Annotated in this window: 24 protein-coding genes and 1 other annotated feature; of the genes, 13 read left to right on the top strand and 11 right to left on the bottom strand. The window is 48.9% G+C overall.

Annotation, left to right across the window (positions count from 1 at the left end; all coding sequences use genetic code 11):
- From AM231_RS16125 to AM231_RS16135, 3 genes are all read left to right on the top strand, one after another.
- Positions 1-558: an HXXEE domain-containing protein gene (locus AM231_RS16125; protein ID WP_054403426.1), complete on the top strand. Its 558-nt coding sequence runs from the start codon at positions 1-3 to the stop codon at positions 556-558.
- 116 nt (positions 559-674) lie between these two features.
- The gene (locus tag AM231_RS16130; protein WP_053492074.1) at positions 675-1,127 is read left to right on the top strand and encodes a MarR family winged helix-turn-helix transcriptional regulator; all 453 of its coding nucleotides are present in this window, start codon (positions 675-677) and stop codon (positions 1,125-1,127) included.
- Complete coding sequence (locus AM231_RS16135) at positions 1,124-4,291, top strand: MMPL family transporter (protein ID WP_054403427.1); 3,168 nt, start codon at positions 1,124-1,126, stop codon at positions 4,289-4,291. Before AM231_RS16130 ends, AM231_RS16135 begins: the two co-directional genes overlap by 4 nt.
- A 120-nt stretch (positions 4,292-4,411) precedes the next feature.
- Here AM231_RS16135 and AM231_RS16140 read toward each other — a convergent pair whose 3' ends face one another.
- Positions 4,412-5,458 (bottom strand): right-handed parallel beta-helix repeat-containing protein, encoded by a 1,047-nt coding sequence (locus AM231_RS16140; RefSeq protein WP_054403428.1) that lies wholly within the window; start codon positions 5,456-5,458, stop codon positions 4,412-4,414.
- Positions 5,459-5,737: 279 nt separating this feature from the next.
- Between AM231_RS16140 and AM231_RS16145 the strand changes: the two genes are divergently transcribed.
- From AM231_RS16145 to AM231_RS16170, 6 genes are all read left to right on the top strand, one after another.
- On the top strand, positions 5,738-6,580 hold the full coding sequence (locus tag AM231_RS16145) for a cupin domain-containing protein (RefSeq protein WP_054403429.1): 843 nt from the start codon (positions 5,738-5,740) through the stop codon (positions 6,578-6,580).
- 153 nt (positions 6,581-6,733) lie between these two features.
- Positions 6,734-8,095: a dipeptidase gene (locus tag AM231_RS16150; protein WP_053492070.1), complete on the top strand. Its 1,362-nt coding sequence runs from the start codon at positions 6,734-6,736 to the stop codon at positions 8,093-8,095.
- A 381-nt stretch (positions 8,096-8,476) separates the two neighbouring features.
- Complete coding sequence (locus tag AM231_RS16155; RefSeq protein WP_053492069.1) at positions 8,477-9,616, top strand: zinc-dependent alcohol dehydrogenase; 1,140 nt, start codon at positions 8,477-8,479, stop codon at positions 9,614-9,616.
- 224 nt (positions 9,617-9,840) lie between these two features.
- Entirely contained in the window at positions 9,841-10,338 is a 498-nt protein-coding gene (locus tag AM231_RS16160; RefSeq protein ID WP_053492068.1) for a DinB family protein, read from the top strand.
- A gap of 63 nt (positions 10,339-10,401) precedes the next feature.
- Complete coding sequence (locus tag AM231_RS16165) at positions 10,402-11,394, top strand: helix-turn-helix transcriptional regulator (RefSeq protein WP_054403430.1); 993 nt, start codon at positions 10,402-10,404, stop codon at positions 11,392-11,394.
- A gap of 6 nt (positions 11,395-11,400) precedes the next feature.
- A complete protein-coding gene (locus AM231_RS16170) occupies positions 11,401-11,703 on the top strand; it encodes a putative quinol monooxygenase (protein WP_053492066.1) in 303 nt (100 codons plus the stop codon).
- A 68-nt stretch (positions 11,704-11,771) separates the two neighbouring features.
- On the opposite strand, the gene AM231_RS16175 is transcribed toward AM231_RS16170, so the two are convergent.
- Positions 11,772-12,659 carry an AraC family transcriptional regulator gene (locus AM231_RS16175; RefSeq protein ID WP_242615177.1) on the bottom strand — a complete coding sequence of 296 codons (888 nt, stop codon included), beginning with the start codon at positions 12,657-12,659 and terminating at the stop codon, positions 11,772-11,774.
- A 58-nt stretch (positions 12,660-12,717) separates the two neighbouring features.
- Between AM231_RS16175 and AM231_RS16180 the strand changes: the two genes are divergently transcribed.
- The gene (locus tag AM231_RS16180; RefSeq protein ID WP_054403431.1) at positions 12,718-14,067 is read left to right on the top strand and encodes an alpha-L-fucosidase; all 1,350 of its coding nucleotides are present in this window, start codon (positions 12,718-12,720) and stop codon (positions 14,065-14,067) included.
- Between the two features lie 105 nt (positions 14,068-14,172).
- Here AM231_RS16180 and AM231_RS16185 read toward each other — a convergent pair whose 3' ends face one another.
- Positions 14,173-15,402 carry an amidohydrolase gene (locus tag AM231_RS16185; protein ID WP_054403432.1) on the bottom strand — a complete coding sequence of 410 codons (1,230 nt, stop codon included), beginning with the start codon at positions 15,400-15,402 and terminating at the stop codon, positions 14,173-14,175.
- A gap of 33 nt (positions 15,403-15,435) precedes the next feature.
- Complete coding sequence (locus tag AM231_RS16190; RefSeq protein WP_054403433.1) at positions 15,436-16,122, bottom strand: ankyrin repeat domain-containing protein; 687 nt, start codon at positions 16,120-16,122, stop codon at positions 15,436-15,438.
- 126 nt (positions 16,123-16,248) lie between these two features.
- Between AM231_RS16190 and AM231_RS16195 the strand changes: the two genes are divergently transcribed.
- Entirely contained in the window at positions 16,249-17,130 is an 882-nt protein-coding gene (locus AM231_RS16195; protein ID WP_054403434.1) for a LysR family transcriptional regulator, read from the top strand.
- A gap of 169 nt (positions 17,131-17,299) precedes the next feature.
- Here AM231_RS16195 and AM231_RS16200 read toward each other — a convergent pair whose 3' ends face one another.
- The 7 genes from AM231_RS16200 to AM231_RS16220 form a co-directional block, all read right to left on the bottom strand.
- Positions 17,300-18,502 carry an MFS transporter gene (locus AM231_RS16200; RefSeq protein WP_054403435.1) on the bottom strand — a complete coding sequence of 401 codons (1,203 nt, stop codon included), beginning with the start codon at positions 18,500-18,502 and terminating at the stop codon, positions 17,300-17,302.
- 142 nt (positions 18,503-18,644) lie between these two features.
- A complete protein-coding gene (locus AM231_RS16205; protein ID WP_054403680.1) occupies positions 18,645-18,947 on the bottom strand; it encodes an ArsR/SmtB family transcription factor in 303 nt (100 codons plus the stop codon).
- Positions 18,948-18,967: 20 nt separating this feature from the next.
- Positions 18,968-19,093: a hypothetical protein gene (locus AM231_RS30240; protein WP_278044627.1), complete on the bottom strand. Its 126-nt coding sequence runs from the start codon at positions 19,091-19,093 to the stop codon at positions 18,968-18,970.
- 417 nt (positions 19,094-19,510) lie between these two features.
- Complete coding sequence (locus AM231_RS29555) at positions 19,511-19,660, bottom strand: hypothetical protein (protein ID WP_207383583.1); 150 nt, start codon at positions 19,658-19,660, stop codon at positions 19,511-19,513.
- Positions 19,650-21,218: a 2-isopropylmalate synthase gene (locus tag AM231_RS16210; RefSeq protein ID WP_053492058.1), complete on the bottom strand. Its 1,569-nt coding sequence runs from the start codon at positions 21,216-21,218 to the stop codon at positions 19,650-19,652. The genes AM231_RS29555 and AM231_RS16210 overlap by 11 nt, the downstream gene beginning before the upstream one ends.
- A gap of 95 nt (positions 21,219-21,313) precedes the next feature.
- Positions 21,314-21,543, bottom strand: a binding site (T-box leader).
- 79 nt (positions 21,544-21,622) lie between these two features.
- Positions 21,623-22,690 (bottom strand): bifunctional 3-deoxy-7-phosphoheptulonate synthase/chorismate mutase, encoded by a 1,068-nt coding sequence (locus tag AM231_RS16215; protein ID WP_054403436.1) that lies wholly within the window; start codon positions 22,688-22,690, stop codon positions 21,623-21,625.
- Between the two features lie 406 nt (positions 22,691-23,096).
- Entirely contained in the window at positions 23,097-24,317 is a 1,221-nt protein-coding gene (locus AM231_RS16220) for a DUF418 domain-containing protein (RefSeq protein WP_054403437.1), read from the bottom strand.
- A 342-nt stretch (positions 24,318-24,659) separates the two neighbouring features.
- Between AM231_RS16220 and AM231_RS16225 the strand changes: the two genes are divergently transcribed.
- Positions 24,660-25,349 (top strand): response regulator transcription factor, encoded by a 690-nt coding sequence (locus AM231_RS16225; protein ID WP_054403438.1) that lies wholly within the window; start codon positions 24,660-24,662, stop codon positions 25,347-25,349.
- Positions 25,346-26,806, top strand: coding sequence for a sensor histidine kinase (locus AM231_RS16230; protein ID WP_054403439.1), 1,461 nt, complete (start codon positions 25,346-25,348; stop codon positions 26,804-26,806). The genes AM231_RS16225 and AM231_RS16230 overlap by 4 nt, the downstream gene beginning before the upstream one ends.
- Positions 26,807-26,822 lie beyond the last annotated feature (16 nt).

Here is a 26,822-nt window from a genome sequence, read left to right on the forward strand (position 1 = left end):
ATGTTATCATTCATGCAAGATTGGAATTCCGTTATCATGCTGTGGTTGCTGCCAGTTGTCTTTTTCATTCACGATGGGGAAGAGATTACTACGATCGAATGGTGGCTCAGAAAAAATCAGGGTAATCCCTGGCTCTCCAAAATCTCGCCTGTCCCTATTTCATGGAATAAGCATATTACTCTGCAATTCACATATGCTGTGCTGCTGATCGGATTTGTTCTTACCAGCCTAACGGTCTTAACAGCAATTAACTTCGAAATTGGCAGTCCATTTAACGTCCTATTTGCGGGCTTTGCCATGGTGATACTGCTAGATGGCGTAAAACATACAGCAGCTTCGATCTTTCTCCGGAAATATACCCCGGGTGTTATTACAGCAGCCACCCTAGAAATTCCCTACGGCATTTATGCGCTATATCGCTTCCTGCACGCAGACATGATTGTAGATATGGCTTCAGTCCTTATAGGGACCATCATCGCCCTCCCGATTACCCTACTGCTGGTATGGATTGGCCTGACGCTTGGAGGACGAATTGCTCCCTTTCGCCATGAAACATAAAGACATAAAGAACAAGAATATGAGAGCCCACTCCTATTTGACTTTTCTTTCCTTCTGCCATATAGTTCATTAATGAAACTGTTTGACACATGAACTATTTGAAAGGAGAACTATTGTTGAACGATAAGGCAAAACAATGGATCGACCGGTATGTCGATGTTTATTTGCTGGTATCGCGGCGGATCAATGCCCAGATTCGGGAGCAGCTCGGGGAGGATTTGACTAGTGACCAGTTTCAAGTCGTGCGCTTGATCAACGGCATGGATCGCTGCACTTCGTCCTATCTGGCGGAAGCTCTGGCGGTCGGAAAAAGCTCGGTTACTGCCATCGTCAACCGCCTCGTGGATGCCGGCATTATCGACAGAACCCGGGATGAAGCAGATCGCAGGCTGGTTTATCTCACTTTAACGGAATACGGACATACGATTTTTGAATCTGCCCAGGAACAGATGAGGGAGATTGTCTCCCCTTATCTACAGCATTTTGAAGAAAAAGATATCGAAATGTTTATCTCGATGTTTGAGAAACTGGGGCAATTGATGTTTGAATCAGGGGGGAGAAAGAATTGAAAGCCATACTGAAAGCAAGATGGGCCATTATCGTGCTGTGGCTGGTTGCAGCTGTCGCAATGTTTCTGCTCGCACCTTCCATGGCGGATCTGGTACGGGAGAAGGGGCAATTATCCGTACCTGATGGTTATACCTCTTCACGAGCCGCGGAAATTCTTAAGGAAGCTGCCAGCGGCGAAGGCGGCGAAATCCTGAACCAGGTTGCACTCGTCTTCAACAAGCCCGATGGACTAAGCACAGCAGATAAAGAGAGTATCCGGGAGGGCGTTCAAGCACTGAACGACAATAAAAAAAGCCTCCATATCGACTCCATTAATGAACCGTTCACGCAGCCGGAGCTTGAAGACACACTAATTGCCGAAGACGGGAAGACCATCATGGTCGCACTTCAGGTCAGCGGCGGTGACGAAGCCGTGAAGGAGCTGCCGAAGAAGGTCGATCAGGTACTCAAAGGTGTTCAAGCCGACCATTACCTGACAAGCGAAGGTCTCATCAATGAAGATACCATTGTCAGCTCCGAGGAAGGCTTGAAGAAAACGGAATATATTACGGTCATTTTCATTCTTCTTATTCTGTTTCTTGTCTTCCGTTCCTTTGTAGCACCGTTTGTGCCACTTTTAACCGTAGGACTCAGTTACATCGTGTCCCAATCGGTTGTGTCCTTTCTTGTGGACCAATTCAATTTTCCGATATCGTCATTCACCCAGATCTTTATGGTGGCGGTTATGTTCGGGATCGGAACCGATTACTGCATCCTGCTGATCAGCCGGTTTAAGGAAGAGCTCAGTACATCTGAAGATACCACGACGGCTATCATCGAGACTTACCGAAAAGCAGGCGGCACCGTGCTTTATTCCGGTCTTGCCGTATTTGTCGGCTTTGCAGCGATCGGATTATCCAAATTCATTCTGTATAAATCCGCAGTTGCGGTAGCCATCGGCATCGCTGTTATGTTACTTGCATTGGTTACCGTCGTGCCATTCTTCATGGCAGTGCTCGGCAAGAAGCTCTTCTGGCCTTCACGCGGCAAACTGGAGCATAGTGAAAATAAGCTTTGGGGAGCGGCAGGTTCCTTCTCGCTTAAACGCCCATGGGCTGCATTGCTTGTTGTAGCTGTGATCGTAGCTCCATTCCTGGTCACCTATAGCGGCAAGCTGTCATTTAACAGCTTAGAAGAGATCGGGCCAAGCTACGCTTCGGTCAAGGGCTTCAACATTATCTCGGACAGCTTCGGTCCCGGACAATCGCTGCCTTCCACCATCGTGATCAAGAACGATGATCGGATGGATACAGCCGAATACATGGGTCTCGCGGAGAAAATCAGCCGGGAGGTTGAAAAGGTTGAGGGCGTATCCAGCGTACGCGGTCTCTCCCGCCCAACAGGTGAGCAAATCAACGACTTCCTTATTCCTACTCAAGTCAAGACTTTAAATGAAGGATTGGGAGAAACCAAAGACGGTCTGACCCAGATTCAGAACGGTCTGTCCGAAGCAGGCAAACAGCTCAGCGAGAATGCGCCTAAGCTGAATGAAGCCGCTGCGGGAGCCAAAGAATTGACCAAAGGAACAGCCGATCTCAAAGATGGCATTGCTGAGCTTGGTCAAGGTCTAAGCGCTATTCAAAAAGGGATTCAAAGCGGAAGCGCAGGTGCGGGTGAGATCAAAGCCGGTCTTGCGAAAGCTGCGCAAAGCGCCAAAGAGTTAGCTGCAGCCCATGCCCAGCTTCTTCAAGGCTACAAACAGCTCGATACCGGACTAGAAGCACTGGAAGGCGGCATTGCCGGACTTAAAGAGCAGCTTGCCGGCGTTGCGACTGCATTAGGCGGGCTTGAAGGCTCCTTCACCGGCCTTGAGAGCAGCTATCCGGAGCTCTTGCAAGATACGGATTACCAAACTATAAAAGGAACCGTAACGCAGACGGCCGCAGGCACAGCCGAATTGGCGGCAGGCTTGGGTCAGATTTCCGAACAGCTCAAAGGTGCTGCAGCCGGCTTGTCGGAGGCAAACGCAGGCTACGCCAAGGCAGCTGCCGGGCAAACGGCGCTTGCCGATGGACTGCAACAGCTTGTAGCCGGTATTGGAGAGCTTCAATCCGGTCTATCTCAGGCGGCTAACGGGCAAGGCCAGATCGTCAGCAAGATCCCGTCCATTACGGGCGGACTGGACCAGCTGCAGGGAGGTCAGAAGCAGCTTGCCGACGGCTTTGGTGATCTTACTGGCCAAATCGGAGAGCTGACGGAAGGGCTGAGCGCTAGCGCGGATGGTCTGAAGCAAATTTCGGATGGACTGCATTCCGCACAGGATTATCTGCAGCAGATTCAGGATCTTCAAGACGAGGATCTCAGCGGATTTTTCATTCCGCAGGAAGCCCTCGAGAACGAAGAGTTCCAGACGGTATTCGACACCTATTTAAGTGGAGACCGTAAAGTGATGACACTGGATGTAGTTCTGGCAACCAATCCATACAGCGAAGAAGCACTTGGAACCGTCGAGCAGATCCAAGCTGCCGTAGATCGTGCCGTTAAAGACACGAAATTGGAGAATGCTGAAGTTGCCATTAGCGGCATTACCAGTACCAACAATGATCTGCAAAATATTTCGAATGAAGATTACTCCCGAACCGTTATTCTCATGCTGAGCGGAATCTTCATTATTCTGGTTCTGCTTCTGCGCTCCATCGTGATGCCGATTTACCTGATAATTTCATTGGTTATTACCTACTTTACCGCTGTCGGTGTAACCGAAATGATCTTCGTTCACGGCTTCGGGTATTCCGGTATTACTTGGGCCACGCCGTTCTTCAGCTTTGTCATGCTGATTGCGCTTGGGGTTGACTACAGCATCTTCCTCATGGCCCGCTTCAATGAGAACAAATCCTGGAATGTTCAGGATGCCATTCTCCATGCCATGCGCAACATGGGAACGGTAATCCTGTCTGCGGTGGTCATTCTTGGTGGTACCTTTGCGGCGATGTATCCTTCGGGCGTACTGTCCATGATGCAGATCGCAACCGTTGTCCTGGTTGGACTTGTGCTCTATGCTCTCGTATTCCTGCCATTCTTTGTGCCTGTCATGGTACGTATCTTTGGCCGGGCTAACTGGTGGCCATTCAGTCCTAAGGAACAGGGCGAATCCTCAAACAAGGGACATGATCTGAACATGTAATGGACCAGAAAGTATATTTATCGCTTTATCCAAGTCTTATATATAAACAACCCGTATGCTGGCATCATGGCATACGGGTTGTTTTCATTTCATTCAATATTGCCGGTCGCTCATTTCAATTTATTGAACCGTTACATTTCCCTTGTACATATTCCCTGCCGGGCTCCTCGTATTCTGATACGCCGTGGCCGACGTTTGTTTATAGGCTCCGATTACATATACGGAAGCGTCTGTAAGATACAGCGTATTGTTGGAAAATTCATTGCCAGTCCCCCACCCAGGTACGATCTCGTGAAGCTGGAATGCATCCACGATAAAGCTGTTCCCGTTCTGATAAGCGGTATTATTGCGGATGATGGCTCCATTTCCCTTCACATCAATGAAGCTGTCGGCGTAATTCGCTCCGCTGATTCCCTCGCCATAGAAGGTGCAGCCCTCCACCAGCGTTCCGATCGATCGTTCTTTAATATCGATATGCTCCGCGGTAATATTCGGTCCGAATACAACGTTACGTATTGTATTGTAGTGGGTGTTCTGATTGTAGCTCGCACCTTCGGCAGAGCCTACGTAGACCCCTTCTCCAAAGCCTGCCCCCGTCTTTCCTGTTTCATAAATACGTGAGTTCTCGATGGAACTATAGGAAGTGCCATCCCGGAAGTGCACGGCTTCATATCCAATATGGTAAACCTCCACATCGGTTATGCGGGTGTAATTGGAATGATCCAGAAGGATACCCTTTTGCGCATTGGTAAACTTCAGGTTACGGATGACCCAGTGATCGCCTCGGACACGCAGACCATATCCGGAACCTACGGAATATCCTGAAATTACAGCGGGATTATCCGATTGCTGGCTCTCGATTACAATAGGCTGCTGTGCTGTTCCCTCAACATCCGTTGAGAAGCTTCCTGTATACGTGCCGGGTGCAAGTACAATCCGTTTGCCGGGGAGCACATTCTTTAACGCGCTATGCAGGCATGAGGCCGTGGAGCAGGCTATTACCTCATCCGACAGATCAGATGCTGGTGGTACAATTCCACTGTCACCAACAGCTGCTGACCGGGGAATCGCATGAGCTGATGTACTCCATATGGACGTCCATAACAGCAGTGCCACAGCGGTTAATACCAGCTTAGGCAAGCTGCGATATATTCTCGCTTTTCTCATTAAACATGACATCCTCCTTGTCATCAGTAGCTATAAACCTCATTACCATATTAATGAGAAGGAGAACCAAACCGTTCCGTTCATAATGTTATTCGTTACCGACCATTTATTCCAAATCTGTTTGAGGGCCGATCTATCATATCAGATTAGCCGAAACCTCCCAGCTAAGGATGACTTGTATATTGTAGATTCATGAAATTGGGCTCACGGATGATTGCCCAGAGGAATAACGTATTTTATGGGTCAACGCCTACTACATGATGAAGGGCAGGAGTCACAGTGGCAACTTCTTATATGGATTTCACCTCACCGTCCGTTCGGTTTACTTATGATATGAGCAATAACCCGTTTTTCAAAAAAGACAGTCAGAATTACATTAATTCTCTCTCCATAAAAGAATTGAACACGCTCGGCAACGCTTCCCTGCTGGATATATACCTCAGCACCGGCAACGTGGTAGAGCCGCATATCCACCAGAATGCATCGGAACTGATATATGTTATTTCCGGTTCCGTCATCGTCTCCCTCGTCAATCCGTTTACGAAAGAGCTGCTGAACTTCACGGTAACGCCCGGTCAAGTTGCGCTCGTACCCCAAGGCTGGTGGCATTACGAAATGGCGACGGTTGACAACACGCATCTGATTGCGATTTTCGACGCGCCGGTGCCTGAATTCATCGGAGGTTCGGACCTCCTGAGATTGACGCCGGCCAGCGTGTTCGCCCATACCTACTGTCTGGATGAAGCCAAAGTCAAAGATACACTTGCGCCTATTACCGACACGGTTGTCATCGGTCCACCCAAAAATTGTACGCACCAAGAACAAGTCCAGGGACAGATGATGCATCAATATCATCCCTCACATCATAATCATCACTACGATCATAAAGGAACTTATAGTAATCGTGATTATGAGCTTCTTCAACAGCAACAGCAGCAACAATTCCAGCAACAGCAGCAACAATTCCAGCAACAGCAGCAGCTGTTCCAGCAGCGGCAACTGTTTCAAGAAACATCCCCTCTACATCCACCATCTCCATCTGAGCAGCAGCAGACCCGGCGTCCGCAGCAGCAAACGATCGGCAATCAGGGGGATATTTTCTCGAGTCCCTTCTGGGGATGAAGTGAGCTTCTAAAGATACGCAGCGACAATCCCAAGCTGTGTATCTTCTTTTTTGTATACGCCGTTTTATTTCGTTATCTTAGAAAAAGGGTTAGAATAGTAAGGTACGGCATCATTTGAATGCCCAATGTAAATTTAAGGAGGTTCCTATACATGAGCGTTGATTATAAAGCGTATTTTGCTGAACATCGCGAAGAACATCTGAATGAATTAAAGGAATGGTTGTCCATTCCCAGCATTTCCGCCTTATCGGACCATAAAGGCGACGTTGCAAAAGCTGCCGAATGGCTTGCCAGCAAGCTGACCGAAGCAGGGCTGGAGCATGTAGAAATCCACCAAACAGCCGGGCACCCCATCATCACAGCAGACTATCTGCATGCCGAAGGCAAACCGACCGTGCTCGTCTACGGCCACTATGATGTACAGCCTGTAGACCCGCTTCATTTATGGGAAACCCCGCCATTTGAACCAGCAATCCGTAACGGTAAATTGTATGCACGCGGAGCAACAGATGACAAAGGCCAGCTCTTCCTGCATGTGAAAGCCGTGGAAGCCATGCTGAAGCAAGAGAAAGAGCTTCCTGTCAACATTAAATTCTGTATCGAAGGCGAGGAAGAGGTATCTAGCCCGAACCTGCCGCTTTACCTTGATCAGAACAAGGACAAGCTGGCTGCCGATGCTATCGTAATCTCAGATACGTCCCTGCTGGCACCAGGCAAACCGGCAATATCCACAGGTCTTCGCGGATTATGTTCGCTGGAGTTGACTCTGGAAACAGCCAATACGGACCTTCATTCCGGTACATATGGCGGCGGCGTTCCTAACGCGCTGCATGCCCTCGTCTCCCTGCTCTCTTCGCTTCATGATGAACAAGGCCGCGTTGCCGTGAAGGGTTTCTATGACGGCGTGCTGGAGCTGTCTCCCGAGATGCGCGAGGAGTTTGCCAAACAAGAATTCGATGAGGAAAAGCTGAAGCAGGACCTCGGCCTGGATTCCCTGTATGGCGAAGAAGGCTTCTCCTTCGTTGAACGCGTGGGAGCGCGTCCGACTCTTGAGCTGAACGGCGTATACGGCGGGTTTCAGGGTGAGGGCAGCAAGACGGTAATTGCAAAGGAAGCCCATGCCAAAATTACGTGTCGCCTGGTTGCAGACCAGGATCCGCAAGCGGTCCTCAATGCAATTGAAGCACACTTACATGCCCACACTCCTACCGGTTCAAAGATTACATTCAAACCGAAGGAAAAGGCATTCGCCTTCAACATCGATCCATCCCATCCTATGCTGCAAAAAGCGGCGGACGCATTCGAGCAGGTATATGGAACCCGCGCCCTCTTCACTAAAGATGGCGGTTCCATCCCGATCGTGGAGAAGCTGTCCAGTACACTCCATGCTCCTGCCGTCATGATGGGCTTTGGCTTGCCTGATGAGAATCTGCATGCTCCGAATGAGCATTTTAATCTGGAGAATTTCGATAAAGGGCTGCTGACCATCGTACAGTATCTGAAGCTAGTGTAATAACCTTCGCTTCGTAAGCAACAGACCATAACAGGTCAGATCAGATACCCGTAATAAGAGACGCATATCGCAGGAATCGCATCCTGTTGATATGCGTCTTTTGCTTATATGTAGATGCGTTTGCACAATACAAACACTTTTTAATTACAGCGAATAAGAAGCTAATGCCTCATCAATTAACCCACTATCATTCTCCTACAGCTATGTACATTCGGTATGTCAGCATCCTCCTCTATTTCTTTCCACTTGCAGTTAAAATGAAGTTCTTAACATTTGAGTGCATACAATTTCCTGCAGGTAACAATAATGATAGAGATGTTCATAAAAACGCATAATGGGTATTTAACCAAAGATGATGCGCGATAGATGAGGAGGGAATGTATGAGAGCAGTCACATTTCAAGGTGCAAAAGACATTCAAGTCAAGCATGTCGAAGATCCTACGATTCAGACGCAGGATGATATCATTGTCCGTATTACCTCTACAGCTATTTGCGGTTCCGATCTTCATATATATCTAGGAGCTCTGCCAGCTGCTAAAGATTACGTCATAGGCCATGAGCCTATGGGAATCGTTGAAGAAGTCGGCGCTAATGTAACTCGCGTGAAAAAAGGAGACCGTGTGGTTCTCCCGTTCAATATATCATGCGGTCAATGCTTCTATTGCGAACATGATATGGAAAGCCAATGCGACAATTCGAATCGCAGTTCGGATAACCATACAGGCGGATATATGGGATTCACGGAGCGTTATGGAAACTATCCGGGAGGACAGGCCGAATTATTACGTGTACCGTACGGTAATTTTATGCCATTTGTCATTCCGGAATCATGTGAGCTGGAAGACGAGGCCCTTCTCTTTCTATCGGATGTTCTGCCTACTGCGTATTGGAGTGTTGAGAACGCAGGAGTGAAGCCAGGTGATACCGTAACGGTGCTCGGATGCGGGCCGGTTGGACTGATGACCCAGAAATTCGCCTGGATGAAGGGTGCTAAACGAGTCATCGCTGTGGATCGTCTCCCTTACCGGCTGCAAAAAGCAAAACGAATGAACAACGTGGAGATCTACAACTTTGAAGATTACGACGATATGGGTGCCTATATCCGCGAGATTACCAAGGGCGGCACAGACATTGTCATTGATTGCGTAGGGATGGACGGTAAGAAATCAGCTATGGAAGCCATTGGCCAAAAACTGAAGCTCCAGGGCGGGACGTTAAGCGCAATCGATATTGCGATGGATGCCGTTCGGAAATTTGGCACCATTCAGCTGACCGGCGTATACGGTTCGCTGTACAATATGTTCCCTCTCGGCCATATATTTGAACGAAACATTACGCTCACTATGGGACAAGCTCCAGTCATTCATTATATGCCTGAATTGTATAAGAAAATCACCGCCGGCGAATTCGACCCGACCGAGATCATCTCCCATCGGCTGCCCCTGGAACAAGCCAGTGACGCTTACCGGATATTTAGCGATCACCAGGAGGAATGTACAAAGGTAATCTTGAAGCCTTAACTCCATATTCCCAAAAGAGCAGCCAAGCATTCTTGTCCCATCTGTGGCATACGATGGTCAATGCTTGGTTTTTTGTGCCCTTATGGAGGATTCAATGGTAGGATTGTCTGCGCTATTTCCACTAGAATTCTAATATGCCTCCTAATCACTGACCGTAACTGTCAGGAATGGTGTTATATACTCGACTTGCAGCACACATCCTAAACCAAAGCGAGGGTTAACACATGAACATAAGCAAAGCGGATTTTACAACAGAATGGTTAAAAGAGGCGCATATAACGGAACAAGTCATGGAGACTTTGACAGACGATTCCCTTAAAACCGCCATGACGGACCAGCATCGCACGCTCGGTCACCTGGCCTGGCATTTGGTGATGTCCATTCAGTACATGACCATGCTCGGTTTGCAATTTGAGGGCCCGTCTCGCGAGCAGGAAATTCCTCATTCGGCAGCCGAAATTCGGGATAACTACCGTCAGGTCCGGCATGCCCTTCTGGATGCGGTTCAGTCACAATGGAGCGAGGAGGATCTTCTTGCTACCCGTGAATTCGACGGAGAGCCTTGGACAAATGCGGCATTCCTGCATTTTACTCTGATTCATCAAGCGCATCACCGCGGACAGATGACGGTGCTGATGAGACAAGCCGGCCTACGGATTCCCGAGATCTACGGTCCGAACTACGATTCTTGGATCGACAAGGGCATGGACCCGCTCGTGTAAAAAAGATACAATCGAATTAAATTCAACACTGTAGATCATTGCTAATGGAAGGAGCCTGCCTTGATGTCCAAAGCGGATAATATGCTGTCGATTCTGTGGATGCTCCGCTCAGGCAAGAAGATGACCGCGCAGCAAATCGCCGATGAGCTGGAAATCCATGTTCGAACGGTATACCGCTGTATCGATTCGTTGTGCGCCAGCGGTGCGCCGATCATTGCCGATTCCGGGCCGAACGGCGGCTTTCGGATTCACGGGCAGTTTGCGGAATCTCCACTGATGTTTGATGCGGAAGAGCAGAAAGCACTGGTGCATGCCTCGATTTTTGCCAAAGAATCCGGCTATCCGTATACAGACGCACTGGAGCGGGCAATCGGCAAGCTGAAGCGTTATACGAACGAGGAGCAGCTTTCTCATATCGAACGGCACGGCAGCGGCGTCTCGGTATTGCAGCCTCCTGTCCACGACGGGCTTCGGCCGCTGCTTCAGACGCTGGAGAGTGCCGCGGCGCATAGGCAAACACTGACGATGACGTATTCTAAGGGCAGGGAAGGCGACAGCATGACCCGTAACTTCGATTCCTACGGCATTATCCATTGGAAAGGTCACTGGTATGCAGCCGGCTTCTGCCATCTGCGACATGAGATTCGCAATTTTCGCGTGGATCGGATCATGGGATTGGAGCAGACAGAACTTGTATTTGAACGGCCTGCTGATTTCTCGGCCAAGGAAGCATTGCTTGGCAGTCTTCTGCCCGGTCCAGACAGCCATGAACCCTTGATCGATGTTGTCATCCAAGGCCATGAGCATGTCCTGAATGAACTATGTCAGCACTGGTTATTTGGACATACCCTCGTCAAACGGCAGGATGGAGAAGTTCATTTCCGACTGGATACGTCTTCACTGACGTCCTACGTTCCCTATTTTCTTCTCCCCTATGGCAAAGCTTTAACCATTCAGGAGCCCGCTTCTCTTGTCCTGAAGCTGACAGAGATCACGACAAGCATGGGCCTCCATTATGAACACATGTTAAGCCACATGACCAATAAGAAAGGGTGAACCACGATGGAGAAATTCGCCATGTACGGAAAGCTGATCGCCCATCCCGGCAAACGGGATGAACTTGCGGAGATCCTGCTCGAAGCAGCAGCGCTGCTCAGCGATAACGAAGACTGTGAACTCTATATCGTGAACGTCTCGGACAGTGATCCCAATGCCGTATGGGTTACGGAATTGTGGAGCAGCCAAGATGCCCATGCCGCTTCATTGCAGGGAGCCGATACGTCAGAGCTGCTGCAGCGCGGACGGCCGCTGATCGCCGGCGCGGAGCCGCTAAAGCTTAAACCGCTTGGTGGTAAAGGGGTTTAGGTATTTCCTGTCATGAAAAAAGAGGCTGCTCCCGAATCGAAATTCAGGAACGGCCTCTTTTTGCTATGCTATATGTTGTTCCGGTATTCGGAGGGGCTGTAGCCGACCTCTTTACGAAACGTTTTGGAGAAATAGTTCGCCGATTCAAATCCAGTTGCGTCCGCAATTTCCTTAATGCTCAGCGGAGTTGTCCTCAGCATAAGCTTCGCCTGCTCCATCCGCTTGAGGCTTAAATATTTTTGCGGGGTAATCCCAAAATGCCGCTTGAAATACTTAATAAAGTAATTCGGATGCAAATGCAGCGTTCCTGCCATCTGCTCCAGGGTTATCTCTTCATGCAGGTGATTCTTAATGTACTGCTGTACTTTGTGAAGCCGGCCCATATCCTCCATCTTATCCGCATGGATCTGCGGCTGCTGATGCTCGAATACCCGGGATAGAATCTCCAGCATCACCGACTTTTCTCTCAATCTTGCAGCGATTGATTCGGAGCGATGCGAATCTACAAGCTGCTGGAACAAAGCAGGCATCTCCGCGCTCCCCGACAAATCATAGCAATAGGGCACATTCAGCCAGGAAAACACATCAGAGTCGCCCACCGTTGCGGAGAAATGCGACCAGTATTTAAGGTAGGGACGTCCGCTGATGACAGAATAGGATTGCCTGGTGCGTGCAGGCATCAGAACCAGCTGTCCCGGAACGGGATACAGCTCTTCATCACCGATCTTTACCCATCCTTCTCCATCCAGAATAAAATAGAGCTTGTTGTAAGACACGGTGTAGTCAAATTCCTTCCACTCCGGCCAGCATTGTGTTCTCTCGGCTTCCCAGATTTGAACCTGCATGTTCAGGAGCATCTGCTGAATGGCTTCATGTCCACTTCGTTCATTCTTCATCTTCCATTGTCCTCTAAAGTTATTATAATACCCGCCAGAGTTAAGTAATTCTCTATTCATACTATCACATTCTTGATAAAATCAAACTCGACAATTCCAACAACCGGAGGTTTGACAAATGACAAAAACTACCGCTCCACAAAACCAAGTCATCCACGACCGAACCGAGCGTGTGAAATGGTTCCAAAACGACCGTTTCGGCATGTTCATCCACTGGGGGCTTTACTCGATTCCCGCCAGAGGCGAATGGCTCCGAAGCTCGGAGCAGATGAGCATCGAAGACTATCAGACGTATTTCGATGAATTTGATCCGGTTGATTATAACCCTCGCGAATGGGCCAAAGCTGCCAAGAAGGCAGGCATGAAATATGCCGTTCTGACAGCCAAGCACCATGACGGATTCTGTTTATTTGACAGCAAATTGACGGACTATAAAGCTACAAACACGAAGGCAGGCCGGGACCTTGTGCAGGAATTTCTGGATGCCTTCCGTGAAGAAGGTCTCAAAGTCGGCTTATACTTCTCATTGATCGACTGGTATCACGAAGACTATCCTGCATATGGGGACCGCATTCACCCCATGCGGGCGAATGAAGCCTTCAAACGCGATCCTAAAAATTTCGACCGTTACCTGGATTATATGCATGGGCAAGTTCGGGAGCTGCTGACGGGCTACGGCAAACTTGATATTATGTGGTTTGACTTCTCCTATGATGACATGCGCAGTGAAGTGTGGCGCGCCACCGAGCTTATGAACATGATTCGCGAGCTCCAGCCTCACATCCTCATCGATAACCGCCTCGAGGGCAGTGGCGAAAGCGGCGGCAGCATCTATACCACCGAGCCTTCTGTTTATAGCGGTGATTTTGCATCCCCTGAGCAGATTATCCCGCCGCATGGCGTCGTCGATGTGACAGGTGCCCCGATCCCATGGGAAGCTTGCATTACGCTGAACAACAACTGGGGATATGCCGCAGCGGACCGCAACTACAAATCGGCCACCACGATTATCCGTAAGCTGGTAGAGTGCGTCAGCAAGAACGGCAACATGCTGCTGAATGTCGGACCCGATGCAAAAGGCAATATCCCTAAGGAGAGCCTCGATATATTGGCGGAGATTGGTGACTGGATGAGCAAGAACAGTGACAGTATTTATGGCTGCGCGGCTGCTGATTATCCAAAGCCGGAGTGGGGACGCTACACGCAAAAAGGGAATAAACTGTACGCCCATGTTTTTGAGGAGTCCATTGGACCAATCAATCTGATCGGCATGGCCGACAAAGTGAAGAAGGCAAGGCTGCTAGCTGACGGTTATGAATTATTCCTTAGCCGCCCATGGAGCGCTGCGGAATTCGTTGAAGATGCCTTCGTGAATTTTGCCCGACCTGAACACTTTACGTATCCGCTGCCTGACAAGCGCAATACCGTTATTGAACTGGAACTGCACGACACAGCGGAGCGGCCGTAACAACATAATGGCATATATCTTAATCTAAATCTCCTAACAGATATCTAGAGCCTGGCGCGATGTTTGCAAACAACGCGCCAGGCTCTTTTGTGTTTACCTATATCTTTACAATGATTCATAAACCGGGTTACCCTTGAACAGCACGAGCCGTCGGCGTGACCTTCTGGCAACGGCTTCGGCAGAGCAGCTGGCTTCTACGATAACCGCGTCCGCTGCATCCCCGGCGTTAGGCCAAGCGTAGCCGCCATCTCGGTCTAACGGGGTCACACCTCCCGTGATGAACCCGAGAGCCTGTCCAAGCGAACGTTCATCGCTCATATTGAAGCGTTCGGCCAGCGTACCCGCTTTGTCCAGATTATCCCCTTTGCCAAATGGAGACCAATGGTCCATAATGCTGTCTTGCCCCAGCGAAACGTCTACGCCGCAGCGCTGCAGCTGTGGGATCGGAATGGTTCGACCCAGCGGTACGGAGGAGGTAACCGAAATGCCTAGGTTTGCCAGTCGAGTCGCCATTTCGTCCACCTCGCTTGAGGAGATATCAGCGAAAGCCAGCGCATGACTGAGGGTAACTCTTCCATTCCAACCCGCCTCTTCCGTAAGGTCGGCTATGCGTTTAAAGGTATTGAGCCCGACATGAGACGGCTCATGCAGATGCAGGTCAATAGGCGCATTCGCTTCAACGGCCAGCTCCATCACGGTATGGAGCGATTTCTCCATATTCTCGTCTATCGTTGCGGGGTCCAGGCCGCCTACGAGAGCTGCCCCATTTCGAAGCGCATCCCTGACCAGGGATACGGACTGACTGCGGAGCAAGCCGTGCTGAGGAAACGCTACAATCTCGACAAAAGCCTTTTCCCTGTATCCTTCCACTGCCTTCAAGGTGGCCTCCAAATTTCTCAAGCCAACGACAGGATCCACATTGACATGAGAGCGAATATGGGTAGACCCAAAGCTCAGCAGCAGATCCAGCAAACCTTCTGCTCTTTGCTTGGCAGTAGGAAGCAGTTCGGGTAGCAGCCTTTCTTCCTCTTCGATCCTGCTAAATACACCGTGGGCCGGACGCGTTGGCGCCTTCCAAGGACCGCCATAGTAGGTTTTATCCAGGTGGATATGCATATCTCTAAATGAAGGAAGCATCAGATCCCCCTTCATGTCCCGTGTCGGCAATAGCGTATCAGGCACAGCATCCGCCGGAAGGATCTCAGCAAAGGTACCATTCTCTATTTTCATATGAAAAAGTCCCGTTTCAGTTTCGGTCACGACATCATTTTCATAGCGGTAACCTGTTTCCAGACGGACATTCAGAAGCCAATATGCTGTGCTATGTTCACTCATAGCGTTCATCTCCTCTTCGGTTATACCTGCCTTCTATTCGCTTTGTTCTTCATTAATTGCATTTAATATAATCTGTTCGATCTCTTGATATCCCCGCTCCCTGGCATGCTGCAGGGGAGTTACACCTTTCCCGTCGGGAATCCGGGCATCCGCCCCATGTTCCAGCAGCAGCTCAACGATACGCTGATAATTCTCGCTGCCGTCACCTAGAATGACAGCTTCCAGCAGAGCGGTCCAGTCCAAATTATTGACATGATTCACATCAACGTTGGTCTGGGTCAGCAGCTGTCGCACAATCTCTACATGCCCGCGCTCGGAGGCCGGAATGAGAGCCGTCCCGCCATAACGGTTCGTTAACGTCACATCCGCATCAGCTTCGATCGCCAATTGCAGGATTTCCGCCATCCCTTCTGCACCAGCATATAAAAATACATTATTTCGTTGATGGTCCCGAATATTGATATCAGCGCCCTCCTGGATCAATGCCTTTACCGTCTCGACATGATTGCGGTAGGTTGCTGCCATCACCGCTGTTCTCCCCTGCTCATCCGTCGCATTGATGCTGGCGCCGGACTGTAGAAGCTGTCGCACACGCTCCGTATTGCCCTGTTCGGCATATTTAATGAGTTCACGTTCCATATTCTGCACCTCATCTTTCTCCGGATTTGGTTGACAAGCCGACAGGAACAGGACCAATAGAATCGCTGATAAACGCAGCACTCCAATACGCCCTCCTCTTTCTATCGTGTATATGGTTATGCTAACATGAGACGGAACCATATGAAAAATACTTAAAAAATTGAACTTACTAAGGTTTTTCATATACAAGGAGGATTGCGACATTTTATGGATATCAGACAGCTGCGTTATTTTATCGCCATCGTGGAGGAAGGTACGATCTCTCTTGCCGCGAGCAGGCTTCATATCTCTCAACCACCTCTCAGTCAGCAGTTGAAGGCTATGGAGGAAGAGCTGGGCGCTGTATTGGTCTATCGCAGAGGAAAGCGGCTGGAAATCACCGAATCCGGTAAAACCCTGTACAAATATGCACTACAGATGACACAGCTCATGGAAGAGGCGAAAGCTGAGGTTCAAGAGGTTGGAATTGGCGACAAGGGCACGCTCCGTCTCGGCATCAACACCCTGTCCTCGGTCGAGCTGCCGTCATGGCTGCATCAGTTCAAAGCACGATATCCCCAAGTCTCGTATAAAATTCAGCAAAATGAGTCGTATCAGCTCTGCGAGCTGGTGAGAAACCGGTCGCTCGAATTAGCCGTCGTTCGCCTACCACTGGAACTGGATGATTTCTCGATCCTTCATCTGCAGACCGAGTCCTACTATATGCTTACAGCGGATCCAGCCATCGAACGCGAGATATCGCTCTCCCATATTGCGCAGCATCCGCTTATTCTCCCTAGCACGGAAGGGCTGGGCGTATACTATACAATTCACATGGCTTTCTCGGAGCAGAAGCTCCAGCCGAACATCGTTGCCGAATGCTCCGACATTTCGCTGTTGCTGCGCTTGGTCGATTCGGGATTCGGCATGGCGATCGTTCCCGAAACTCTGATCAAACAATCTTTGCCTGAATCTGTTCATGCCGTTCAAATCAAGGATATCCCCGCCACCGCATCCACTGCTTTGATCTGGCTGAAGGACCATCATATCTCCCGAACAGCTCTAAACTTTATTGACATGATAACAAGCGTACCTTATACCAATCCTTAATAGCAGCACAATTAACATGAAGACCTTTACCCGTCTCACAAAAAAGAAACGAACCCGTGACTGGTTCGTTTCTTAAATTCTGTGTGTGAAATATGAAGCAGTGATTAAGCGTATCTTGCTTCCATAGAAGTCCAATTCAATTCCATGTTTTTTCACGATAGATAAAGAGTCACTGGTGTGTACCCATCGATTGTTCAAGTTTCTGCATATTCAATCTCTCCTGTTTCCTTAATCGGAACAGCACAATCGATACGACCATGGCGATCGCAACGCCCGCAGCACCAATCCAGGCAGTAGACGATAAGGATATTTGCTCGATGGCAATCCCTCCGATCCCTGCTCCTGCAGCCATAGCCAACTGCATCATTGACTGGTTCAAGCCAAGCATGACTCCAGATGAACCCGGCTCGAGCTGGACGAGGTTATACTGTTGTGTCGGACCGGATGACCAAGCAGCTAACGACCATATCACAAGAATAACAAACACGGGAATAACAGATGCCGCTGCATGAGTAAAGGTCAGAACGATCAATGCGAGAATATGCAGCAGCATGCCGCCGGACAATGTAAGAGATACTCCCCAGCGGTCTGTACTGAAGCCACCGAGCTTAGATCCAATGAGGCTGGCAATACCAAAGGCAAACAGAGCTGGGCTGATCCATTTTTCGTTTAACCCGCTGACGTTAAGCAGATAAGGAGACAGATACGTATAGGCAACCGAATACCCACCCAACCAGAAGAATGTAATCGCCAAGCCAAGTGCCACTTTAGGCTTCTTGAGCAGTGCGAATTGCTGGAGCAGTGGAACGGGGGCATCTCCTTTTATTTTTGGAACCGTCTTATTCAGGATAAACATTGAAATAACGCCCAGGATGGCAATCAACCCAAATACCGATTTCCAACCAAAAGCAGCAGCCACGACACGTCCAAGAGGGACTCCTATAATGAGAGAAGCCGTGAATCCCATGATGACAGTGGCGATCGAACTCGCTTGTTTGCCTGGCGGCGCAATTTCGGCGCTAATTCCGAGTGCGGTTACAACTACCATGCCTGCTCCAATCGCCATAACAACTCGCGCGATCACAAACGGGACATATCCCGGAAGAACAAATGACAAGATATTGGCGATCACGAAGATGCCCAAAGAGTAAACCAACAGCTTCCGTCTTTCCACCTTAGCTGTCAGTGCCATAAGTACAGGGGTCATGAGGGCATAAACCAAAGAGAAAATCGTAATAAGCTGACCTGCTGCTGTTATGGTAATTCCTAATGAGTCCGCAATTTTATCCAAAATTCCCGATACAATATATTCCGATGTTCCCACTAGAAAGCTGACGATTGCCAATAAATAAATCTTCCAAGCACTAGTCATGATTCCACTCCTTTAGTTGTATTTACATATCACAAATTGTCGATGTATTAAACCAATAAAAATACATATCACGATATATAGATGTGTAAGATAAAAAAGGACTGAATATTCCTTATTTCATAAAGAATATTCAGTTCCTGTGCTATATTTCTTGCTTCAAATACTCAACGATTTCCCGAATAGCATCTTCATCCCGCTTGTAATATGTGAATTTCCCAAGCCGCTCCGTCTGGATCAAACCTGCCCGATGCAGAATCGATAAATATTGTGATGCAGTGGACTGCGTCATATTCAGCTTCTCGGTCACCTGGCTTACACATACCCCTACTTTCCTCATATCAATCCCTTCGTGGGGCGTAAAATGTTGTTCCGGATCCTTGAGCCAATTCAATATTTCAAGCCTCGATTCATTGGACAATGCTTTAAAAACTTCGATTGGTTTCATAGGTATCATTATATCGTGATTTATCGATATGTCAATCCTGATTTCTCCGGTTTCTTGTTTAACCTGCTGCTATCGAAATCCTTCAGCGGAAGCATCGTCAGATGAATATACGTATTGGTCAGCTTCTCAAGCTCCTTCACCCTCATCCACATCGCTTCCTTCCTTATTCACGCAGATTGCCTATCCAGTTGCTTCTACATGACTGCCCGAATTTCGAGTCTGCCCAGCTTTGAATGAAGCCGGATAGCCCGCTCCCCCCCGAAGAGTATCACCTTAGGTTATAAAACGCTTTCATAATACCATTCAAATCCCGTCGGTTGACATGTACTTTTTTCAGCTAGCCTGTGTTTTCCTATGCTGGCCGTTATATACCCGGATCGAAACGCCGTCATCAACGCTACTTTACGCAACGCACAAAAAGAACCGACTCCCGGGCTACGCGAAGTCGGTTCTTTCATTTATGTTACGTTACCGTTATTACTTGCCCTTTGGTGAACGCAGCCAACTCATGGGACGTACAGGCAAACACGGCTTTCGGATGTCCTGCCGCTGCCCAAACCGTCTCATATTGAAAAAGAAACCTGATTGCTGTAACCCATTTCGGCCAAAATATTCTGAACCCGCTGGGCGCTTTCTTTTAAAGCTTCCATATCCGACAACCCCCGATCGTAATCAACCATCTGGATCCTTACGATGGCATTATTATCGTGCACTCACCGGCGCTTGCGCCTGCGCCTGCGAATCGTGGCCGGCATCAAGCAAGACCGCGTTGATTCCGTTAAGAAATGCCAGCGCGCTGGCCTTGATGATATCCGTATCCATCGCGCGCCCGGAATAGATTTTACCCTGGTATTCGATACGGATGTTCACTCGGCCGATGGCTTCTTTTCCTCTCGACAGACTGTTGATTTTGTAATCCTTCAACTGCACGTCCAAACCGACCAACGCTTTAATGGCACTGTACAGCGCATCGATCGGACCATCCCCCACCATACTGTCCCTGAATGTCTCGCTGCCTTTCTTCAGCTTCACGGTTGCCGTCGGATACAGATCATTGGTGACAACCTGGAAGGAGTCCAGTTCGTACAGATGGCTGCTGACTTCTTCATGGGTGCGGTGCTGGGTTACCAGATAAAAGACGTCATGGTCATATACTTCCTTCTTGGCATCGGCCAGCAGCAGGAATTTCTCGAACAGCGCTTCAAAATCCTCGCCTTCACCCGTCTCGAAGCCCAGCTTCTCCACCGCATTCTTGAACGCATGCCGTCCCGAACGCGCCGTCAGGATCAGCTCCATGCTGTCGGCGCCGACTTCCTCCGGCGACATAATTTCATAGACCTGCTTATCCTTCAGCAGACCGTCCTGATGAATACCGGACGAATGCGCGAATGCGTTCTCGCCTGTTATCGCTTTATTCACCTGCACATCGAGGCCCGTCAAATGGGTCAGCAATCGTGAGGTTCGGATCAGCTCCTTGAGCTGGACGTTGGTGGATGCCTTGAAATGATTCTCCCGGACCTTCAGTCCCATGACCACTTCTTCTAGCGAAGTATTGCCGGCGCGCTCCCCTAAACCATTGATGGTGCATTCCACTTTCTGGGCGCCGTTCCGGACGGCGCTGAGCGTGTTCGCCGTAGCAAGTCCGAGGTCGTTATGACAGTGAACGCTAAGGATCACCTGATCGTTCAGGTTTTTCAGGCGTTCGTTGATTTTGCGGATCAACTCGCCGAATTCGTCCGGCACGGCATAACCGACCGTGTCCGGCACGTTAATCATCGTTGCCCCGGCTTTTACCACGGCCTCGATCGTTTTCCACAGATATTCAAAATCGGACCTGGATGCGTCCTCCGTCGAATACTGAACTTGAGGCAGCAGCGTTTTGGCATACTTCACGGCATCCACGCCCATCTGAAGCACGGCATCCTTGGAGCGGTTGAATTTCTTCTCCACATGGATGTTCGAGGTACCGAGCACGATATGAATCAGCGGGTTTTGCGCAAGCTTAATGCTTTCATATACGGCATCGATATCGCCCTTCACCGCGCGCGCAAGCGCAGTGATTGAGACGCTGTCGCCCACGGTGCGGGCGATTTCCTGAACCGCTTGAAAGTCTCCTGCCGAAGACGCGGGAAAGCCCGCCTCGATAATATCGACGTTCAACCGCTTCAACTGCTGCGCAAACTCGATTTTTTGCTGTACGTTCAATTTGGCGCCCGGAACCTGTTCTCCGTCGCGCAAGGTTGTGTCCAATACGATAATATTTCGTTCCATTCGGAATTCCTCCTTGGTCGCTGATCTTGGTTTATCTATATCAAGCAGGGTTGGTTAAACCCGGAATTTAACCAACAAAAAACCCCGCCTCTACGTATAGAGGCGAGGTTGAACCCGCGGTACCACTCTAATTCATTTTATGCAAAATGATCTTCTTCGATGGCCATCACCATCTATCCCTGTAACGGTGGAACTCCGGCTAACCCTACATGTTCAGGCAGCTGTTCATAGACGAGTTCAAAGGGAACGACGTTACCGTTTCGCACCTGCCAACGGCTCTCTGAAAAGTCATTTCGCTTTTACTATTTCTAATCAAAACATTTCAATATGAATTTTGATAACTATCTTAGGGAATGAATGGCGATTTGTCAACCCTTCATTTTCCAGATGTTAAAAGACGCTTTTTACAACAATCCGGACTTCCTCACGTTAGTCAGGAAATCATGGAATTCCGGAATATTCAGCTGCTGTGCCGCATCGGAAAGTGCGGTAGCCGGATCAGGGTGCACCTCAACCATGACTCCGTCTGCACCTGCAGCCAGCGCAGCCTTAGCACAAGGAGCCAAGATGTCCTTACGGCCTGTAGAATGCGTCACATCCACCAGCACCGGAAGATGCGTTTCCTGTTTCAGAATCGGCACAGCCGAGATATCGAGTGTATTTCTCGTCGCTTTCTCATACGTGCGAATGCCGCGTTCGATCAGCATCACCTGTGTATTGCCGCGGGACACGATGTATTCCGCAGCGTGCACGAACTCATCGATCGTAGCCGCAAGACCGCGTTTCAACAGCACCGGCGTCTGAACGTCGCCCGCCGCTTTTAACAGCTCAAAGTTCTGCATGTTCCGCGCACCGATCTGAATGACGTCAATGTATTCGCACGCAAGCTCGATATGCGCAGGGTCCACGATTTCGCTGATCGTCTTCAGCCCGAACTCGGACGCCACTTCCTTCAGAATTTTCAGGCCCTCAACCCCGAGGCCTTGGAAATCATAAGGGGATGTTCTCGGTTTGAACGCACCTCCGCGCATGACAGTGATGCCCGCTTCCTTCAGGGCAGCCGCAACCTGGCGTACTTGCTCATAACTCTCAACGGAGCATGGCCCTGCGATCATGACCGGCGTGCCGCCGCCAATGATGGTGCTGCCCAGCTGAATCAGCGTATCTTCCTGTTTCTTCTTCCGGCTCACCAGCAAATGCTTCTTGTGATCGACTTGCTGCAGCTTCAAGGAGGCCTGGAAAATCTGTTTAAATAAATGACGCACCGTTTCATTATCAAAAGGACCTTGGTTATGCTCCACCAGAGTATCCAACATTTTTTTCTCGCGTACCGGATCAAAATCAGGAACTCCCTGCTTTTGTTTCTCCTGACCGATCTCCTGCGCGATTCTCGCCCGCTCCGACAACAGCTCGAGCAGCTGTAGATTAACGGTATCAAGCTCCGATCTTAATTGTTCCAAACGTTGAGTCATTCACAATCTCTCCCTCATATTTTCTAGTATATAAAAACAAAAAGACCCCCCGCCCGGAAAGGGACGAGGAGTCGTGGTACCACCCTTATTAGATATGCCAAAAAAGCAAACACATCTCACTTGAACCTCTTAACGCAAGGGTACGGGTAAACCTACGTGCGCCTGCATGAAACATGCAGCGTTTCAGAATACCAGCTCCGGAATGAACTTCGGCGGGAAACCTTCACTCGGGCGCTCTCAGTCGGTGGCAGCCCTTTCCTGTCAGGAATGTTCCTTCGCTTACTCTTTCCATCATCGCTTGTTTAACCATATCGTTTTGAATTTAGAAGCATTGTATTACACCCTGAATCAGAAATGCAAGGGTTTTATTTAAAGCTTGCATGCTTTGATGCAGTGAAGATGTATTTCATTTTGCTGCATGCAAGGGCTGGGCCTGCCCTCTCCGCCCTTGATTCAGCGGGCTTCCCCAATAAGTGAACAGGCGCCACACATATTCGAGCGGTCCGATCGGGAACCTCTTTAACCAAACCCGGCTAAGCACCGCTTGCAGAGCAAATATGACGACAACAATCAGCATTTGCCAGATCGGCTCGATCGTTCCGTACCATCCCAGGCCGTAGCTGTAAAAGAGCAATCCGCACAGGACCGATTGTAACAGATAGTTCGTGAAGGCCATTTTCCCTGGGTAGGAAAACCAATGAAGGGCCTTCTTCCACAGTTTATATTGGTATAAAAGTGCAAACATTCCGATATAGGCCAGAGCTAGAAGTGGCGCGCCTACGAACAAAGCTGCAGCTTCCCCCCAGAACGGAAGTCCTTTCACCAGCGATAATACAAGTTGAAGGGCAAGCCCAATACCTCCTCCAATAATGAGCAATTGTATAATTCCCTTTCGCTTCTCTTGAACATCATGTAAAATCCGGCGTTTGCAGAAGTAAGCCCCCATTAAGAACATGCCTAATATTTGCGGATAAAAGAGCAGCATATTAAAGATGGAGCCAATGTAATCATTTACCCGCTGAATGATGATCTGGGTCATCGTCCCTGCACCGTAAATGGCTGCATCCCGCTCCTGGTAATAGATCCCTATCTGACGAACATCCGCTTGGCTTACCGGGTCAAAAGCCTGACTTGCTGAGTCGCTCAACAGACTTGCGCCCGTCACTAGGATTGGTACGATCAGCAGCAGGGACAATGACCAAATCAGCAGTGTTCTCGGCTTGCATCGCTGAAACAGCATGAGGAGAAAACCCATTAGCGCATAGTGTGTCAGAATGTCTCCATACCAGATGAAGATCCCATGGAGCAATCCGATCAATAACAACGCTATCAATCTTCGGATATAAATGCGGTTGAAATTTCTTCCTTTTGCCTGAGCACTCTCCCGCATCAATACCATCCCAAAACCAAACAAGAAAGAGAAAATGAGTACAAATTTGCCGTCAATGATAATTCCTCGCAGCAGCAATACCAGCTCATTATACCAGCCAGACCATAAATCAACCCCATACGAAATCGTCTGTAGCGATGTTGTGAAAAAGGAAATGTTGACCAAAAATATGCCTAATAGTGCAAACCCTCTCAAGCTGTCAATCAGCTCTATTCTTGATTGTGAATTCAATGCCATTCTCGTACCCCCTAATTATGATGCTCCCAGATTAAGGTACAATCATAAAGAAAGGATAAAGATAATAAATCTCGCTATTTGTTACTATAAGTGTCCTACTTCAACGGAGAAGGCGGAATCGTTCTGGAGAAGCGGCAGCGGTCGCCTTTGCACCCGGATTTCAACAATTAATAATTGAATGATAGAAATCTGGGGGCAACAGCGATCGGAAGAATGATCCGCATGCGTAGTGATGCTTGATCTACTGAATATTAAGTCCACTTCTTTATTCATTCTTTAGAAATGACGTGTACAATAACAAGATAGATCTTTTTATAGCTAGTTCTTGGAGGGTGTACTGGTATGGCAAACGAAACGATCCTATTAGTGGATGATGAAGAAGAAATCATTTCTTTTATACAAGATGCGCTGGAGCTAGAAGGCTATCATGTATTGACTGCGGCCAACGGGCGGGATGCCTTGATTCAGAGCAAACAGCAGCCTTCGCTGATTATACTCGATGTGATGATGCCTGAGATGAACGGCATTGAAGTATGCGAGCAGCTTAGAGAAACAACGCAATGTCCCATTGTATTTCTAAGTGCCTGTCAGAGTGAAGTGGACCGTATTAGAGGTTTGGCCGCAGGCGGAGATGACTATTTGCTTAAACCTTTCAGCCTCGCTGAATTAAAAGCTAGAATCCATGCCCATCTGCGGAGAGAGCAGCGAATCTATATGCAAAAAGTACAAGGCGTCCTTCGATTCCCATCCCTAACGATTGATTGTAAAGGACATACTGTGAACTGCAATGGACACGACATTTCCCTTACAAATAAAGAGTATCGGATCGTAGAATTGTTGGCCATGCATCAGGGGCAGGTTTTTTCCAGGGAACAAATCTATGAGAAATTATGGGGATTCGATGCGGAGGGTGACGATTCCACGATCACGGAGCATATCAAGAAAGTCCGGGCCAAGCTGGCCGCTTACGCACAAGACCGCACCTATATTCAAACGGTATGGGGCATCGGCTACAAGTGGGATCCCAAATGACCAAACATCGCTCCATTAAAAATACGTTTGCCCGACACTTCGTCTCCATCCTGGCCTGCAGCTTACTGGCTACTCTGTTGACGTGGGGATTCCTGGTGCTGCTGCTCGGCTACTTGTTCAATCACAATGTTGCGCACCCGGCGAACCATTACGAAGCGCAAATTCCTGCTATAACACAGTACGCAAAAACCCGCGGCGATTCTATCATGGATCGGCAAGGGCAGGCAAGCTTAGAGAAGCTCATCCCTTCTCATGGCATGAATTATCTTGTTGTCTCACCTGCAGGTGAGACTCTGTATGGAGATCTTCAGATTAGAGAATCACTTACCGGGCAGAAAATAATAGCGCGCTTGAACCAGTCTCACAGCAGCCTCAACCAGGTCGTTAAATATACACCCGTTTTATCCAAAAAAGGAGAATTGATAGGTGCGCTTCTGCTAGGATACAATCTCAAAGTGACTGCAGCCAATCCGGCGCTTAATCCCATGGTAACCATAGGGTTCCTAACCTTTTTCATAACGCCTTTCCTATATATCATCTTGTTCACTTTCATATTCGGAAGGCGGTTCAGCCGGATGATCAGCACTCCATTGCAGCAGCTGCTGCAAGGAGCTGAAATGATTAAGGCGAGAAATTTACGTTTCTCCATGACCGGAACATCATCCATAACCGAAGTAAACCGGCTGACCAATGCCTTTGAAGACATGCGCCAGGAGCTGGAGCAATCCATTGCGCGGGAGTGGAGAATGGAACAAGAAAGAAGCACCATGTTTGCAGCGCTTGCCCACGACCTGCGTACACCGCTAACGATTATTCAAGGGCATGTCGAGGGTATGGAGCAGATGAAGGGAGAATCCTACGCTGCCAAAAGAGCACAATATTTGCAAGTGATCAGGCGCAACACCATTCGTGCTTCAAAACTTTTGCAGGATATGAACACCATTACAGAACTCGAGAAGATGTCATTCAAGCTCCAGCCGCTCCCCGTAGATATTGAAGAGTTGGCGAATGATAAAACGTACGAATACGCTGCTTTATGCAAGAACAAGAGCATCGCCTTTCATACTGAAATTAACGATAACCGAACGGTCAAAACTCCTGTCATCTTCGATCCGTATCGCATCATTCAGGTCCTAGACAACCTTGTCTCAAACAGTATTCGGTATACGCCGCCTGAAATCGGTGTGATTCAATGGCAGATTGAAATCACCAGGCAGCAGGTGATAATGGCTATTACAGATAATGGAACAGGCTTTGGAGAGACGCAGGATCTGCAGCTGGTATTCAAGCAGTTTTATCAAGGGGAGAGTCATTCCTCCAGACAAAAAGGGCACTCAGGGCTTGGATTATATATTGCCAAGCTGCTGATTCAGCATCATGGAGGAGAGATTTATGCGGAGAATAATCCATCTGGCGGGGCAACCGTGCGTTTTACGCTGCCCATCCAAGAAACATGATCGTCCACTTGCAGAA

It is taken from the genome of Paenibacillus solani (genome assembly GCF_001277345.1).
In the GTDB taxonomy this organism is placed as follows: domain Bacteria; phylum Bacillota; class Bacilli; order Paenibacillales; family Paenibacillaceae; genus Paenibacillus_AQ; species Paenibacillus_AQ solani.

What these genes read in the sequence shown, in the direction of transcription:
- AM231_RS16170 (WP_053492066.1), top strand. Translation starts at nt 11,401, where the DNA reads ATGGAGAAATTCGCCATGTACGGAAAGCTGATCGCCCATCCCGGCAAA.
- AM231_RS16165 (WP_054403430.1), top strand. Translation starts at nt 10,402, where the DNA reads ATGTCCAAAGCGGATAATATGCTGTCGATTCTGTGGATGCTCCGCTCA.
- AM231_RS30240 (WP_278044627.1), bottom strand. Translation starts at nt 19,093, where the DNA reads ATGAGGGTGAAGGAGCTTGAGAAGCTGACCAATACGTATATTCATCTG.
- AM231_RS16185 (WP_054403432.1), bottom strand. Translation starts at nt 15,402, where the DNA reads ATGAGTGAACATAGCACAGCATATTGGCTTCTGAATGTCCGTCTGGAA.
- AM231_RS16150 (WP_053492070.1), top strand. Translation starts at nt 6,734, where the DNA reads ATGAGCGTTGATTATAAAGCGTATTTTGCTGAACATCGCGAAGAACAT.
- AM231_RS16200 (WP_054403435.1), bottom strand. Translation starts at nt 18,502, where the DNA reads ATGACTAGTGCTTGGAAGATTTATTTATTGGCAATCGTCAGCTTTCTA.
- AM231_RS16175 (WP_242615177.1), bottom strand. Translation starts at nt 12,659, where the DNA reads ATGAATAGAGAATTACTTAACTCTGGCGGGTATTATAATAACTTTAGA.
- AM231_RS16155 (WP_053492069.1), top strand. Translation starts at nt 8,477, where the DNA reads ATGAGAGCAGTCACATTTCAAGGTGCAAAAGACATTCAAGTCAAGCAT.
- AM231_RS16160 (WP_053492068.1), top strand. Translation starts at nt 9,841, where the DNA reads ATGAACATAAGCAAAGCGGATTTTACAACAGAATGGTTAAAAGAGGCG.
- AM231_RS16205 (WP_054403680.1), bottom strand. Translation starts at nt 18,947, where the DNA reads ATGAAACCAATCGAAGTTTTTAAAGCATTGTCCAATGAATCGAGGCTT.
- AM231_RS16180 (WP_054403431.1), top strand. Translation starts at nt 12,718, where the DNA reads ATGACAAAAACTACCGCTCCACAAAACCAAGTCATCCACGACCGAACC.
- AM231_RS16225 (WP_054403438.1), top strand. Translation starts at nt 24,660, where the DNA reads ATGGCAAACGAAACGATCCTATTAGTGGATGATGAAGAAGAAATCATT.
- AM231_RS16230 (WP_054403439.1), top strand. Translation starts at nt 25,346, where the DNA reads ATGACCAAACATCGCTCCATTAAAAATACGTTTGCCCGACACTTCGTC.
- AM231_RS16215 (WP_054403436.1), bottom strand. Translation starts at nt 22,690, where the DNA reads ATGACTCAACGTTTGGAACAATTAAGATCGGAGCTTGATACCGTTAAT.
- AM231_RS16210 (WP_053492058.1), bottom strand. Translation starts at nt 21,218, where the DNA reads ATGGAACGAAATATTATCGTATTGGACACAACCTTGCGCGACGGAGAA.
- AM231_RS16195 (WP_054403434.1), top strand. Translation starts at nt 16,249, where the DNA reads ATGGATATCAGACAGCTGCGTTATTTTATCGCCATCGTGGAGGAAGGT.
- AM231_RS16125 (WP_054403426.1), top strand. Translation starts at nt 1, where the DNA reads ATGTTATCATTCATGCAAGATTGGAATTCCGTTATCATGCTGTGGTTG.
- AM231_RS16220 (WP_054403437.1), bottom strand. Translation starts at nt 24,317, where the DNA reads ATGGCATTGAATTCACAATCAAGAATAGAGCTGATTGACAGCTTGAGA.
- AM231_RS16140 (WP_054403428.1), bottom strand. Translation starts at nt 5,458, where the DNA reads ATGAGAAAAGCGAGAATATATCGCAGCTTGCCTAAGCTGGTATTAACC.